This is a genomic window from Roseibium sp. (genome assembly GCF_048260565.1).
In the GTDB taxonomy this organism is placed as follows: Bacteria; Pseudomonadota; Alphaproteobacteria; order Rhizobiales; family Stappiaceae; genus Roseibium.
In genome coordinates this window covers 517,853-532,449 of the sequence record NZ_JBLXGP010000001.1, presented here as the reverse complement: position 1 = coordinate 532,449, position 14,597 = coordinate 517,853, and the positions used below count along the sequence as shown (strand labels likewise).

Genomic DNA, 14,597 nt, shown 5'->3' with positions numbered 1-14,597 from the left:
GAGGGGGATGTTTATGGAACGGGAAGGGGTATGGCTGGGCTCGCTGCGAAGGCCGATCAAATGGGCCATGTATGTATCAGTAGCCGCCCTGGCCGCTTGTTATCTCTGGGTGATGTTCGCCAATCTTGCACTCGGCTGGACTATCGGAATGCAGGAGATGCTGCGGCCGGAGGGCAATCTGTCGGCTTATGTGATCCTCTGGTCTTTCTTCTGCTCCGTCCTCTTCTCCTCGCTCTACCTTTCGGACAACATCGGCGTCATCGAGCCCCGGCCTGACGGTTTCTTCGACTGGTTTTCGCTGATCCTGGGCCGGGTCGGCATGATCGCCATCGTCTTCATCGTCCTGGTGATGATGTACGAAGTTGTGGCGCGCTACGTTTTTGAAAAACCCACCCTTTGGGCGAACGAACTTTCGCTCTGGGTTGCCGGATTCACGTTTCTGCTCGCCGGCCTCTACGCGATGCAGCAGCGCAGTCATATCCGAATTTACATTATTTACGACATCCTGCCCCGCTGGGCACAAAAGACTTCTGATATCATCTCGGTCGTTCTGATCTGGTGCTTCACCATTGCCCTCGTCTGGGGTGGATACAACGAAGCCTCTGCGAAGCTGATGCGCTGGGAAAAATTCGGAACCGCCTGGGATCCGCCCCTTCCGGCCACGCTGAAGACGGGGATCCTCGTCATCATTTCACTGGTCGCCGTTCAGGCGCTCTCCAATCTCATCGCCGACTGGAACAAAGCCCCGGAGCACCATTCGCCGGCCGACGAAATCGACGACGTCGAAATCGAGAAAATCCGCAGCACGCTGGGGGAGAAGAACTGACATGGAATTTCTCGAGTTCTTCTCCTGGATGAAGGTTTCAGATATCGGCACTCTCAGCATGATCCTGCTGATCGCGATGTTCTTTCTTCTGGCGATAGGCATGCCGCTCGGCTTTGCCTCCGCCTTTCTGGCGGTCGCCACGCTCGTCATGAAATTCGGCCCCGAACTGCTCTTCGGCCACTTCGGCCGCGGTCCGCTGAACGTGCTGGCACAGGCGATTTACCGTCAAATGACGAACTATGTGCTGATATCGGTGCCGCTCTTCATTTTCATGGCCGCGCTTCTCGAACGCTCCGGCATTGCGCGCGACATGTATTCCTCGCTGAATGTCTGGCTGTCCCGCACCCGCGGCGGCATCGCCTTCGTCACCGCAATCATGGCGGTGCTGATGGCGGCCATGTCCGGCATCATCGGCGGCGAGGTCGTGCTTCTCGGTCTGATCGCCCTGCCGCAAATGCTGCGCCTCGGTTACAACCAGAACCTGGCCATTGGGACGATCTGTGCCTCCGGCACGCTCGGCACGATGATCCCTCCTTCCATCGTGCTGATCATGTATGGGCTCGTGACGGAAACCTCGATCAAATCGCTCTTTACGGCGTCTTTCCTGCCCGGGTTCATGCTGGCGTCGTTCTTCATCGTCTACATTTTTATCCGGACCCGCCTGAACCCCAGCCTGGCACCGCTCCCGGAAGCTGACCCCGACGACCCGCCCGGCAGCGAAAAGGCATTGATGTTTGCAGGCTTTCTTGCCCGCCTTACTTTGTGGGTCACCGGCGTGCTGCTGGTTCGCGCCCTCTTCTTCACCTTAACCGGCGCAAACCGGATCACGGAAGGTGTCGATCCGATCCCGCTCGGCATGGTTTCCGACATCCCCTACATCCTGGGCGCCGCCGTCATCGCCGCGGCCCTTATCTTCTTCGCCATCGGCCGGGAACGCACGTCCCGCGGCTGGCATCTCGGCCGCGGCCTGATTGCTCCGACCGTAGTGATCGGCGTGGTGCTTGGCTCGATCTACGGCGGCATCACGGGTATCACCGAGGCTGCCGGAATGGGTGTGATCGCGGTATTCGTCATCGGGCTCATCCGCCGCGAAATGACCCCGGACATCATCTGGGAGAGCATCATTCGCACGCTGCGTTCCACCGGCACCATCATCTGGGTCACCATCGGCGCCGCCGCACTTGCCGGCGCCTATACGCTCGCAGGCGGGCCGGCATACGTGGCAAACCTCATCGTCGGATCCGAACTCCCCACCATGGGGGTTATCCTGATGATGATGGCGATCTTCCTGATCATGGGCATGTTCATGGATTGGGTAGGTATCGTGCTTCTGATCATGCCGGTCTTCCTGCCCATTGTGGTGAAGCTGCCGGCGGCGGAGCTGGGCTTCCTGGGTGGGCTTGAACCAAAGTACGTCGCCATCTGGTTCGGCGTGGTCTTCTGCATGAACATGCAGGTGAGCTTCCTGTCGCCGCCCTTCGGCCCGGCGGCGTTCTACCTCAAGTCTGTCGCACCGGCGCATATCACGCTGACAGACATCTTCAAGGGCTTCCTGCCGTTCATCGCAATACAGCTTCTGGCACTGTCGGTTCTGCTTTTCTGGCCACCGATCGTGACGCTGTTCCTGTAGCAATCCTGACCTTGTTCCGGGGGGGGCGGCGAAACCAGGCCGCCCTCGGGACCTTAACGACACTTTGGCCTTCCGTCCCACAAGTACAACAATGATAACTGTTCCACATTCCACGGCTGACACCATCGCAACCGCGACCGGGGAACCTGCCCCAGGCAAGGCAGGAGCACGGACGGTGGTTCCGTGCAGCTACAAGTCCTGCAGGATGCGGATGCGCTTGGCGAACTGCGAAAAAAACGGCAGGGCCTTCAGGGACGCGGCAACCACGAAATCCTGCTGTCGCAGATCGGCACGGTGACGTGATGAAAGAAGCGAACACTTTACGCGGCGGATTGATCGGTGCCCATATTTCAAGGACGCGCCTGCCTGCTGCGCTGTCCCTCCTGTGCGTCAATGCCGGATTGGCTCTTGAATTTGAGCTGATAGATACGGCGGCGGACGTCGATTTCGACCTTTCCGCCTGCCTCGCCGCCTGCCGCGACAAGGGCTGGAATGGCGTGAGCGTCACCCATCCGCACAAGATCGGCACCTTTGAATGGCTGAACGGCAACCAGACCGATGACGTGGCGAAGGTGGGTTCCGTCAACATGGTCGTCTTCGGTCAGGCCACTGTTGGCACGAATACCGATTATACCGGCTTTCTCTCTGCCTGGCAGTCGGAGATGGGCAGCATCGCTCCGGGGCGCGTGGCTCTGGCTGGCGCTGGCGGTGTCGGACGCGCTTTGGGCCATGCGCTTGCCCGGCTCGGCGCGACCGAAATCGTTATCTTTGACGCCGCTCTCGAGCGCGCCAGTGAGCTCGCCAAATCGATCGGCCCGTCTGCGCGGACCTGTTCACTTGCGGAATCCACGGACGTCATCCGCGATTTCGACGGACTGGTGAATGCGACGCCCATCGGAACGGCCGAGTATCCGGGTTCGGCCTTTCCCTCCCCCATACCCGGCAGACCGGGGTGGGTCTTCGATGCGATCTACACACCGACAGAAACGCAATTCATTCTGGATAGCCGCGCTGCCGGCGCCAAAACCATCACCGGTTTCAGCCTCTTCAAGCACATGGCCCTGAAGACCTTCGAAGCCTACACCGGCCTCACACCGGATGCGGAACAGATGATTCCGCAACTGGACGATCTAAAACCACGAATGGAGTTCAAATCATGACTAAACCACGGATCGGCTTCATCGGCTTGGGTCTGATGGGCGCCGCGATGGTCGAGCGTCTGCAAAGCCTCGGGTATGAACTCACGGTAATTGCCAACCGCTCCCGCAAGGCCATCGACGACGCCGTGGCGCGTGGTGCCACGGAGGCCAAGACCTCGGCTGAACTGGCCGCCGCTTCGGATATCGTCATGTTCTGCATGGACACATCCGCCAGCGTCGAATCCCGGGTCTACGGAGAGGATGGTGTCCTTGCCGGTGTAAAGGAGGGCTCGATCGTCATCGACTTCGGCACCTCCCTGCCCGGCTCGACGCAGAAAATAGGCGCTGACATGGCCGCGAAGGGCGTCCTTTATCTCGACGCGCCGCTCGGAAGGACCCCGGCCCATGCCAAGGATGGCCTTCTGAATATCATGTGCTCGGGCGATGAGGCTGCCTACCGGAAGGTCAAGCCGGTGCTCGATGATTTGGGCGAAAACGTCTTCCACCTCGGTCCTCTCGGCACCGGCCATACGATCAAGCTCATCAACAACTTCTTCGCAATGACCACGGCTTGCGCCATGGCCGAAGCCTTTGCGATGGCCGATCGCGCCGGCGTCCCGCGCGACAAGCTCTATCAGGTGATGTCTGCCGGTCCGCTTCATTCCGGCATGATGGACTTCGTCAAGAACTTCGCCATGGAAGGACAAATCGACCTTGCCTTCTCGCTGGACAATGCATCCAAAGACGTCGGCTATTATCGTCAGATGGCGGAAGGACTTGGCGCGAATTCGCGCATGAGCTCGGCTGCGGCCGGCACACTGAAGGAAGCACTCGGCGCCGGTTGGGGAGATCGCATGGTTCCCGAAATCGTCGATTATCTGGCTGGGAGCCTGGACAGGAAATGAGACTTCAAGGAAAACGCGCGTTTGTAACCGCGGCGGGTCAGGGTATTGGACGCGCCATCGCCGAACGCTTCTCTGCGGAAGGCGCCCATGTCGTGGCGACGGACCTGAAGAGTGACCTTTTGGCCGGCCTCGGCACCGCCGAGGCCTTTGCACTCGACGTAACCGACAAGGAGGCCCTTCAGGCGGCGGTGGAAAGCGCCAAGGCTGATATCCTCGTCAACTGCGCGGGCTTTGTCCACGCGGGCACCATTACCGAAGCGACCGATGCGGATTTCGACGTTGCGATGAACCTCAACGTCCGCTCGCAGTTTCATGCGATGCAGGCGGCTCTGCCGGGCATGATGGAACGCGGACACGGATCCATCGTGAACATCTCCTCCGTCGCTTCCTCGATCATCGCGGCGCCAAACCGGTTCATCTACGGCATGTCCAAGGCAGCCGTGATCGGCATGACGAAATCGGTTGCGATCGACTACGTGACCAAGGGGATCCGCTGCAACTGCATCTGCCCCGGCACGGTCGAAAGCCCGTCGCTGCAGAACAGGCTCCGCGCCATGGGCGATTATGAAACCGCCCGCGCCGCCTTCATCGCCCGCCAGCCCATGGGACGGATCGGAACACCTGAGGAAGTCGCAGCGCTCGCGCTCTACCTCGGCTCCGATGAATCCGGCTTCACCACCGGTCAGGCTCATGTGATCGATGGTGGCTGGGCAGCTGGCTGACACGGAGCAAACCTTCATGGCGGCAGCCTCGCATTCATTCCCACGCGCGTACCGGATCGCGGCTTATGTCGTCTGCTGGGCATTCGGTTTTGCCCTTGCCGCCGTCAATCCGGTTGCGGCTTCCGATGCGAATGCCGGAGCGGATCTGTCCGGAACCGAAAGCTGCGTTTCTTCGGCAGTCGAGGCACAACGCCCGCCAGGCGACTGCCTGGCGGATTTGCATGCTCCCTGCCTGGCTTTTCCTCCCAATTCGAAAGCACTTGCCACGCTCTGTTTCGTAAACACGCGAAAGAGCTGGGATCTCCGCATCGCGGAACGGCTGGACGCACTGGCAAAGACCGCGGAGCCCAAGGTCGCTTCCATTGCCAATATCGAAAGCCGTTACGACCTCCTGTCCAATCTGCTGCAGTGCGACCGGCTGGACGAACTTTCGGCCCTTTATCAGGCGGCAGAGGAAGACCGGCTCCTGCAGAAGAAACGCTGTGAGGCAGCAGCTGCGGGACTGACCTACATCCGCTTGCTGGTGCGTTCGGAGAACGTCAAATGACGTCACGCGCAGCCTTCTGGCGGGGTTTTGCAGACTGCGCGCCGTTCATCCTGATCGTCATCCCCTATTCGATGATGTTCGGCGTCGTCGCGCGGGACGCAGGTCTCGATGTCTTTCGAACCATGTCGATGTCGGTTCTGGTGATCGCCGGTGCATCGCAATTCACGGCACTCACGCTTTTGAAGGAAGATGCCCCCGTCTTCGTCGCCCTGTTGACGGCCCTCGTCGTCAACCTGCGGATGGCAATCTATTCCGCGGCGCTTGTGCCGCATCTTGGCCATGCACGTCTCGGGGTCCGGGCGCTCATGGCCTATCTGATGGTCGATCAGGCCTTCGCAGTGGCAGTGAAACGTTATGAAAGCCCGCCGCCTCTCTCACCGGCGGCAAGGGTGGCTTATTACTTCGGCTGCATGATGCTGATCTGCCCGTTCTGGTATGGCGGCACTTTGGCAGGCGCCATCCTGGGCCAGGCAATCCCGGCGTCGCTTTCGATCGATTTCGCCGTACCCGTCTGTTTCATCGCACTCGTCGCGCCGGGCCTTCGGAGCCTGCCGCATGTGGTGGCGGCGCTGACGTCCGTTGCAGCCATGCTGGTCTTTTCCGGCCTGCCCTGGAGCCTTGGCCTTCTCGTTGCAACCCTGTGTGCCATGGTTGCGGGCGTTCAGACGGAGCTTTACATGCGCCGCCGTGCAGACCGGAAGGCAGCGGCATGATCGACGATCGCGCTTTCTGGCTTTTGACCGCGGGCCTTGGGATCGGAACCTATCTGATCCGGTTTTCCTTTCTCGGCCTTTTGGGTGGACGCACCTTGCCGCAGTGGCTGCTCATGCATCTGAAATATGTCGGCGCCGCCGTTTTCCCGGCCATGATTACACCGCTGGTCCTCTGGCCCGAGGCGACCGGCGGACAGGTCGATCCGGCGCGCCTGATCGCAGCAGCGGCCGCCTTCGTTGTCGGAATGCGATTTTCCGTCCTCGGTGCGATTTTCACCGGGATGGGCAGTCTCTACCTCTTGCAGGCACTCGGGCTCTGAGAGGCCGTTCGCGCCTGTGTTCGTCAAATCTCCGGGAGATTTCCTTGATGGAAAATCATACCGTTTCCCGGAAGCACAAACGGCCTGCAAAAGGCCGCAGCCGACAGGCTAGAATGATCCTGTTCGAACGGGGAAGTGAACGACATGAGAGCGCTTTTCGCCTGTGCGGAATCCACGGTTCCAATTTGCCTTGCGATGACCACGGCGGTTTCGGAGGGCTTCCACCCATCCACGCGTTCCCATCACCTGTCCAGGATCCGAAATGAAGATAACCGCCCTTGAAACCATTCGCATCGCCGAGCGCCCGAACCTTCTCTGGCTGCTCGTCCACACCGACGAAGGCATCACCGGTCTCGGGGAAACCTTCTACGGCGCGCGGACGGTCGAGGCCCATGTTCACGAGACCCTGGCGCCGTTGATGATCGGCGAAGACCCGCTCAGGATCGAGTATCTCTCGCAACGGGCCGAAGGCTACCTCGGGTGGCGGTCTTCGGGAGCCGAAACCCGGGGGAACTCGGCCTTCGATATCGCGCTGTGGGACCTCGCCGGCAAGGCCACAGGGCAACCGATCGCCCAGCTTCTGGGCGGCTTTACACGCACGGCAATCCGCACCTACAACACCTGCGCGGGCACGGACTACATAAAGGAGGAGACCGGTCAGCAGAGCGGCAACTACGGTCTTGGCACCGGAGGCGATTACGATGACCTGGACGGGTTCCTGAACCGGGCTGACGAACTGGCGCAGTCCCTTCTTGAGGATGGGATAACCGCGATGAAGATCTGGCCCTTCGACATGGCGGCGGAAAAGACGCAAGGCCGTGACATCTCGGCCGAGGATCTGAAGGCAGCCCTTGTGCCTTTTGAAAAGATCCGTGCCGCCGTTGGCGACAAGATGGATATCATGGTCGAGTTTCACTCGATGTGGCAGTTGCTGCCGGCGATGAAGATCGCGAAGGCTCTGACTCCTTTTGCGACCTACTGGCACGAGGATCCGATCCGGCTCGACAGTCTGGACCTGCTCAGACGCTACGCAAACGTGTCACCCGCACCGGTTTCCGCCTCCGAGACACTCGGTGGCATCGGCGCCTTCCGCGATCTGATCGCAACCGGGGCTGCCGGCGTCGTCATGCTGGATCTCAGCTGGTGTGGCGGGATCACGACGGCGCGCAAGGTCGCGGCTCTTGCCGAAGCCGAGAAACTTCCCATCGCACCGCATGACTGCACCGGCCCGGTGGTCCTGGCCGCCTCGACCCATCTGTCCCTGGCCGCGCCCAATGCAATCATTCAAGAAAGTGTGCGGGCATTCTACCGGACCTGGTACCGGGATCTTGTCACGGCCCTTCCCGAAGTCGAAAACGGGATGATCACTGTGCCGCCCGGGCCTGGGCTTGGCCTCGAATTGGCTCCGGATCTGGACAAGCACTACACCGTTATCTCTCAGACCAGCAGTGCGAAAGATCTCTAAGTGTTGACTTCCTCTAAGGAGTGCCCCGGGATTTCCATAAAGACTTGCCGGCCTTTCAGGTATGTTTCGGGTCTTTGGCTTCGGTCAAATTCTAAGCCATGTCCTTCTTCGTTTTGGGTTCCTGTGCCGAGCTGTTCTTGATGCGAACGCAATCGTTTCCGGTGACCAGCCTTTTAAACAGCAACGGCATAGTCCGACCGACCCCCTTGCCTGCCATTTCACCTGATGCAATCGTACTTCCTCAACTCCGGGGCCGAGGCCTCCATACGTCCAGCGGACAGTTGTCGCCGGTTCCAGGAACAGAGGATCTTTCAATGGCCCATCAAATGACGCCCGCGGGCAACACCGCCCAGGCTCTTGCCAGAAATATCGATCTGGACACGGACGAAATCCGTCAGGCGCGAATTGACCTCGCAGCGTGCCTGCGTATGGCGGCCCTCCTCGGGCTGGAAGAAGGCATCTGCAACCATTTTTCCGCGGTCGTTCCCGGTCATCCGGACCTGTTTCTGGTCAACCGGCTCGGCTGGTCGTTTCACGAGGCGACCGCGTCCAGCCTGCTGATCTGCGATTTCGACGGCCATGTGGTCTGCGGAGACGGCGAGCCGGAGGCCACCGCCTTCTATATCCACGCGCGCCTGCACAAGATGGAACCGCGCATCGGAGCCGCCTTTCACACCCACATGCCGAATGCGACCGCGCTTACCATGGTGGAAGGCGACCCGCTGGTTTGGGCAGGCCAGTCGGCGTTGAAATTCTACGGGCGCACGGCCGTCGATGAAAACTACAACGGCCTTGCGCTGGACAACCGGGAAGGCGACCGGATCGCCTCGGTCCTCGGCGGCAACGACATCCTGTTCATGAAGAACCACGGCGTCATGGTCTGCGCACCGACCATCGCCGAAGCCTGGGACGATCTCTATTACCTGGAGCGTGCGGCGGACGTACAGCTCAGGGCAATGAGCACCGGCCGCCCCCTGCAGCCTGTGCCGGAAGACGTGGCCAGGATCACGGCCCGCCAGATACGCGAAGGCGATCCGGCAAGTGCGGCCCTCCATCTGGAAAGCATCAAGCGCATGCTCGACAGCCGTTCGCCCGGCTACGCTGACTGAACACCAGCCTTCGAGGCCCAAAGGACTTGGCCGCCTGCTTACGGCCAAGCGGCATCGGAAAACGGCATTGGACCGGTTGCATTGATACACGTTCGTACCCGTGCGCACCTGTTCACACGCCTGTCCGCGGATATCGCTAAGACAAGTCAGTTTTAAGCAGGTCACCGGCCGGCCATTCCCGGTAACCCGATCCGGGTCATTCGGATCGCAGAAGGCCGAAAGGCTCCTTCAAGGAGGAATGTATTTCAACTCAATATCGGCTATTGTGATACACGCAACCCATTTGACCGGTGAGGCTCCGGATATCGAACAGCCGCGGCAAAGCTGCCATCCGATCGGGGAAGACGCGTCATGAAAACGACTATCCGAATATTGCTGATGCCGGTCCTGGCTCTGTCGGCAAGCATTGCCGTCAGTGTTTCCGCTGGGGCGCAATCCGACCCGCTCCCCTCCTGGAATGACGGCGCCAACAAGCAGGCCATCGTTTCTTTCGTGGAAGCCGTTACCAGCCAGGACGGCCCGGACTTTGTCACTCCGGGCGACCGCGTGGCAACTTTCGACAATGACGGCACGCTCTGGGTCGAACATCCCATGTACACGCAGCTTGCCTTTGCCCTCGATCGGGTCAAGGCACTGGCGCCGCAGCATCCGGAATGGAAGACGACCCATCCGTTCCAGTCGGTGCTCGAAGGGGACATGGAGGCGCTTGGCAAGTCCGGGATGAAGGGGCTGATGGAAATCATCGGCGCTACCCATGCCGGCATGAACACAGCGGAATTCGAAAAGATCACCAGCGACTGGATCTCGACGGCGAAGCATCCGAAATTCGACAAGCTCTACACCAGCCTCGTCTATCAACCGATGCTCGAGCTGATGGACTATCTGCGCGCGAACGGCTTCAAGACCTACATCGTTTCCGGCGGCGGCATCGAGTTCATGCGGCCGTGGACAGAGAAGATCTACGGCATCCCGCCGGAACAGGTCGTCGGCTCTTCCATCGTTACGGAATACAAGGTCATTGACGGCATTCCGAGCCTGATGCGCACTCCCAAGATTGCATTCCTCGACGACAAGGAAGGCAAACCGGTCGGCATACTTACCCACATCGGCAAGCGTCCCATCGCTGCCTTCGGCAATTCCGACGGCGACTACCAGATGCTGCAATGGACAACCGCCGGTCCCGGGAAGCGGCTCGGTATGTTCGTCCATCACGATGATGCGAACCGCGAATATGCCTACGACCGGGAAACCCACATCGGCACACTGAACAAGGGGCTGGACGACGCCTTGAAAGAGGGCCGGCACATCATCAGCATGAAGAACGACTGGAAGCAGATCTTTCCGGAATAGGAGAGACGCTGCGTCCTGATGTTCCACTTACCGGAACCGGCGTATGCACTTAGTCCGATCCTTGATCGCAGCGATTTTATTCCTCTCCACAGGGGCCGCACTTGCCGCGGAAGACGGACAGCCGCCGGTTCCGAAATACGTGGGATCCGAGGTCTGTGCCGGTTGCCACGAAGCGGAGACCAGGAACTGGAAGGTTTCCGATCATGCCCATGCCTGGCTGACACCGACGCCGGAACACGTCGACGGAAACTTCGACAACGCGGAGTTCACCTTCAAGGGACAGACGACCCGATTTTACCGCAAGGACGGCGACTATTTCATCGAGACCAGTGACGTGCCCGGCGAGCCGAAGACCTTCAAGGTCGTCGGCGTCGACGGCATCCGGCCATTGCAGCAGTATCTGGTCGAGACAGAACCTGGAAAACTGCAGTCCTTCGATGTCGTCTGGGATCAGGACAAGAAGGTCTGGTATCACCTCTATGCGGATAATCCGCCGCCGCCGAATGACGGCCTCCACTGGACCGGCCCCTACAAGAACTGGAACGGCCGCTGCGCGGAGTGTCACGCCACAGGATTTCGAAAAAATTACAGTCCGGCTACACGCAGCTACCGCAGCACCGAGGCGGAAATCGGCGTCGGCTGCGAGGCCTGCCATGGTCCGGGAGAAGCCCATGCGGCATGGGCGCAATCCCCCGCCACTTTTGCCAAAAGCCCCTTCTCCGGCACGGGAGAAACCGGTCTCCTGATCGCCTATTCCAAAGCTCTGCCGGAAACCGAAATTCAGCAATGCGCCGGCTGCCATTCGCGCCGCGAGGCGTTTCAGGACGGCAATCCGCTGCCGGGTACGCCCTATCATGACGCCTATCGCCTGTCGCCACTACGGCAAGGGCTCTATCATGCGGACGGACAGATTCTGGACGAGGTCTATGTCTACGGATCGTTCCTGCAGTCGAAGATGTATGCCAACGGCGTCCGCTGCACCAATTGCCATGAGCCCCACAGTGGCGAATTGAAAGCGGAAGGCAATGCGGTCTGCACCCAGTGTCACTCTCCGGCCGCCAATCCCGATTTCCCGGCGCTGACCGCGAAGCTCTACGACGATCCTTCCCATACGTTCCATGAACCGGGGACGGCGGGAGCCCAGTGCAAGTCCTGTCATATGATCGAGCGGGTCTATATGGGGATCGACGGCCGCCGGGATCACTCCTTCCGTGTTCCGCGTCCCGATCTCACGGCGAAGATCGGCACGCCGAATGCCTGCAACGATTGTCACGCGGACAAATCCGCCTCCTGGGCAGCGGCGGAACTGGAGAAGCGTTTCCCCGACAGCCGCCACCGCGGCGCGCATTATGGTGAAATTTTCGCGGCGGCCAGACAGACCCCCGGTTCCATGGGCGACGAGCTGATGGCCATCGCCCAGCAGAAAAACTTTCCCGGAATCGTCCGCGCATCGGCGCTGGACCTGCTGCACGCGAATACGCCACCTGAAATCACCGACAAGGCAGCCGCGCTGATCGACGATCCCGATCCCATGGTCAGGGCCGCCGCCATCGCCTTGCAACAGGGCGTGCAACCGACCGAACGGGTTCAAAGGATCATTCCTGCGCTGAGCGATCCCGTCAGGTCCGTGCGAATGGCCGCGGCACGCATGATGCTCGGCGCCCCGATTGCCTATATGCCGAAGGCCATGAGCGACGCCGCGGCGAGAGCCACAAAGGAATGGCAGCAGTCGCTCGCCAACAAGGCGGATTTTCCGGAAACGCATCTCGTCATCGGCGGAACCGCTCTGGTGATGCGCGACGCGAAAGGTGCACTTGCGGCCTTCGAGGAGGTCACGCGCCTCGACCCGCAGATGATCAACGCCTGGATCATGCAAATCAGGATCCGGCTCGCGGTCGGCGACATGGCGGGCGCGCAGCTGAGCCTTCAAAAGGCGCTGCTCGCCAATCCAGATGACACCAACCTCAAGGCATACAAACAGCAGCTTGGAGGGTGAAACAATGATCTGTTCCCCAAAGCGCATTCTCGCTATGGCAGCCACGCTTCTGCCCTTGTTGATGACACCGGCCATCGGCGCCGACGTCGATCTGGCGAAGAAGCTGTCCAATCCCGTTGCCTCTCTGATCAGCGTTCCGTTCCAGTGGAATTATGACCAGGGTTTCGGGCCAAGCGACGGCGACAAGGTCACGCTCAATATCCAACCGGTCATTCCGATCTCGCTCAACGCGGACTGGAACCTGATCTCGCGGACCATCCTCCCGGTGGTCTGGCAGAATGACATTGCCGGGAATTCCGGGACCCAATTCGGCCTCAGCGATACGACCCAAAGCCTGTTCCTGTCGCCGGCCAACCCGGGCCCGAACGGAATCATCTGGGGCCTTGGACCGGCGCTGCTGTTCCCCACGGGCACTGAAACCCTTTTGAGTACCCACAAATGGGGCGCCGGTCCGACCGGTGTCGTGTTGCGCCAGTCCGGTCCCTGGACTTATGGCGGCCTGGCCAACCATATCTGGTCCTATGCCGGACCGGACGGGGCGAAGGATGTCAATTCCACCTTCCTGCAGCCGTTCCTGTCCTACACGACATCGGACGCCTGGACCTTTACGCTGAATTCGGAATCCACCTACGACTGGACCACGAACGACTGGTCCGTTCCGATCAACGCCCTGGTTGTCAAGCTCGTCACCATCGACAAACAACCGATCAGTTTTCAGCTGGGCGCACGCTACTATGCGGCCAGTTCGGCGAACGGTCCGGATGGATTTGGCGCCCGGGCAGCGGTCACGTTCCTGTTTCCCAAATAAGTTCAGTCGGAAAAATATTGGTGACTGCCTGGAAGACAGGAAATAGGTACATTCCTTTTGTATCTACCGAATGAAACTGGTGTGCTATGGTGATTCAACCGTAGTTTGAACCTTCGAACTTGGGGTGGGCAGGGGATTATGGCGAAGTCGAACCTGTTAAAAACATTGACTTTTCTTGCGCTGACCGGATTGCAGACGCCGGCCCTGGCCGCCGATCTTGTCCCGGATCCCGCGACGGCGCCCTCGCAAATCATCGAGGACAGATGGTCCTTCAAGATTACGCCCTATCTGTGGATGGCCGCCATGGGCGGAAAGACCGCGGCAGGCGACAGCTTCGAGATGCCGTTTCACCAGGTTCTCGACGATCTCAGCTTCGCACTCATGACGAGCATTGCGGCCGAGAAAGGCCGGTTCGGCATCTATTCCGATCTTATCTACCTGAACCTGCAAGGATCCGATTCCGCGACCGGCAACATTGTCGGCAACCCGGTTACGCTTAATCTCGATGCAACGATACAGGGTTTCATCACCACCAACGCTCTCGGCTACCGGGTGATCGACACCCCAACCACGAAGATCAGCGGGTACGGCGGTTTCCGGTATTTCTGGATGGATGTCGATCTCGATTTCGCGCTTGGTGGCTTCCGTGCGAGCGCCAATTCCCAAGGAAGCGTGATCGACGGCGTCATAGGTCTGCGCGGGGAAACCAAACTGTCCGACCGCTGGGCCTTGACCTATCTCGGCGATATCGGCACCGGACAATCTGAAGTGACCTGGCAGGCTTTCGGCGGTTTAGGATATGCCTTCGAAAGCTTCGACCTGTTTGCCGGCTATCGGGCGATGAGATGGCAATTCGACAACACGGCCAAGCTGGACGACTTTTACACCCACGGCCCGGTCGTCGGTGCGCGGTTCCGGTTCTAGAACATCGGGCGATGAATTGGGTCAGGACGCCCTCGTAGTCGCCGGGGTCGCGCAGCCGCTGATGAAGACCGGGACTGTCCACCGTTCCGGGGCAAATGGCGTTGCAGCGCCGATCAGCCGCCTTTCTTGATTTCCCAAGGACG

Annotated in this window: 14 protein-coding genes and 1 pseudogene; 14 read left to right on the top strand and 1 reads right to left on the bottom strand. The window is 60.1% G+C overall.

Annotation, left to right across the window (positions count from 1 at the left end; all coding sequences use genetic code 11):
* Positions 1-13 precede the first annotated feature (13 nt).
* The 14 genes from ACN0SO_RS02345 to ACN0SO_RS02280 all read left to right on the top strand — a co-directional run bounded on the left by ACN0SO_RS02345 (position 14) and on the right by ACN0SO_RS02280 (position 14,454).
* Complete coding sequence (locus tag ACN0SO_RS02345) at positions 14-826, top strand: TRAP transporter small permease subunit (RefSeq protein WP_417674122.1); 813 nt, start codon at positions 14-16, stop codon at positions 824-826.
* A gap of 1 nt (position 827) precedes the next feature.
* Positions 828-2,456, top strand: coding sequence for a TRAP transporter large permease (locus ACN0SO_RS02340; RefSeq protein ID WP_417674120.1), 1,629 nt, complete (start codon positions 828-830; stop codon positions 2,454-2,456).
* Between the two features lie 302 nt (positions 2,457-2,758).
* Positions 2,759-3,616: a shikimate dehydrogenase family protein gene (locus ACN0SO_RS02335; RefSeq protein ID WP_417674118.1), complete on the top strand. Its 858-nt coding sequence runs from the start codon at positions 2,759-2,761 to the stop codon at positions 3,614-3,616.
* A complete protein-coding gene (locus ACN0SO_RS02330; RefSeq protein ID WP_417674116.1) occupies positions 3,613-4,500 on the top strand; it encodes an NAD(P)-dependent oxidoreductase in 888 nt (295 codons plus the stop codon). The genes ACN0SO_RS02335 and ACN0SO_RS02330 overlap by 4 nt, the downstream gene beginning before the upstream one ends.
* Positions 4,497-5,222, top strand: a complete 726-nt coding sequence (locus ACN0SO_RS02325; protein WP_417674114.1) for an SDR family oxidoreductase — start codon at positions 4,497-4,499, stop codon at positions 5,220-5,222. Before ACN0SO_RS02330 ends, ACN0SO_RS02325 begins: the two co-directional genes overlap by 4 nt.
* Positions 5,223-5,238: 16 nt before the next feature.
* Entirely contained in the window at positions 5,239-5,769 is a 531-nt protein-coding gene (locus tag ACN0SO_RS02320) for a hypothetical protein (RefSeq protein ID WP_417674112.1), read from the top strand.
* Positions 5,766-6,482 carry an AzlC family ABC transporter permease gene (locus tag ACN0SO_RS02315; protein WP_417674110.1) on the top strand — a complete coding sequence of 239 codons (717 nt, stop codon included), beginning with the start codon at positions 5,766-5,768 and terminating at the stop codon, positions 6,480-6,482. Before ACN0SO_RS02320 ends, ACN0SO_RS02315 begins: the two co-directional genes overlap by 4 nt.
* Positions 6,479-6,802, top strand: a complete 324-nt coding sequence (locus ACN0SO_RS02310; protein ID WP_417674108.1) for an AzlD domain-containing protein — start codon at positions 6,479-6,481, stop codon at positions 6,800-6,802. The genes ACN0SO_RS02315 and ACN0SO_RS02310 overlap by 4 nt, the downstream gene beginning before the upstream one ends.
* 262 nt (positions 6,803-7,064) lie before the next feature.
* Positions 7,065-8,267: a mandelate racemase/muconate lactonizing enzyme family protein gene (locus ACN0SO_RS02305; protein ID WP_417674106.1), complete on the top strand. Its 1,203-nt coding sequence runs from the start codon at positions 7,065-7,067 to the stop codon at positions 8,265-8,267.
* A gap of 314 nt (positions 8,268-8,581) precedes the next feature.
* Positions 8,582-9,376, top strand: a complete 795-nt coding sequence (locus tag ACN0SO_RS02300; RefSeq protein WP_417674104.1) for an aldolase — start codon at positions 8,582-8,584, stop codon at positions 9,374-9,376.
* A 351-nt stretch (positions 9,377-9,727) separates the two neighbouring features.
* Positions 9,728-10,726, top strand: coding sequence for an HAD family hydrolase (locus tag ACN0SO_RS02295; protein WP_417674102.1), 999 nt, complete (start codon positions 9,728-9,730; stop codon positions 10,724-10,726).
* 43 nt (positions 10,727-10,769) lie between these two features.
* Positions 10,770-12,722, top strand: coding sequence for a multiheme c-type cytochrome (locus ACN0SO_RS02290; protein WP_417674100.1), 1,953 nt, complete (start codon positions 10,770-10,772; stop codon positions 12,720-12,722).
* Between the two features lie 34 nt (positions 12,723-12,756).
* Entirely contained in the window at positions 12,757-13,530 is a 774-nt protein-coding gene (locus tag ACN0SO_RS02285) for a transporter (protein WP_417675023.1), read from the top strand.
* Positions 13,531-13,668: 138 nt separating this feature from the next.
* Positions 13,669-14,454: a hypothetical protein gene (locus tag ACN0SO_RS02280; RefSeq protein WP_417674098.1), complete on the top strand. Its 786-nt coding sequence runs from the start codon at positions 13,669-13,671 to the stop codon at positions 14,452-14,454.
* Between the two features lie 4 nt (positions 14,455-14,458).
* Here the strand turns inward: ACN0SO_RS02280 and ACN0SO_RS02275 are convergent.
* A pseudogene (locus tag ACN0SO_RS02275) lies at positions 14,459-14,563 on the bottom strand (NAD(P)-dependent oxidoreductase); the annotation flags it as partial.
* Positions 14,564-14,597: the final 34 nt, after the last annotated feature.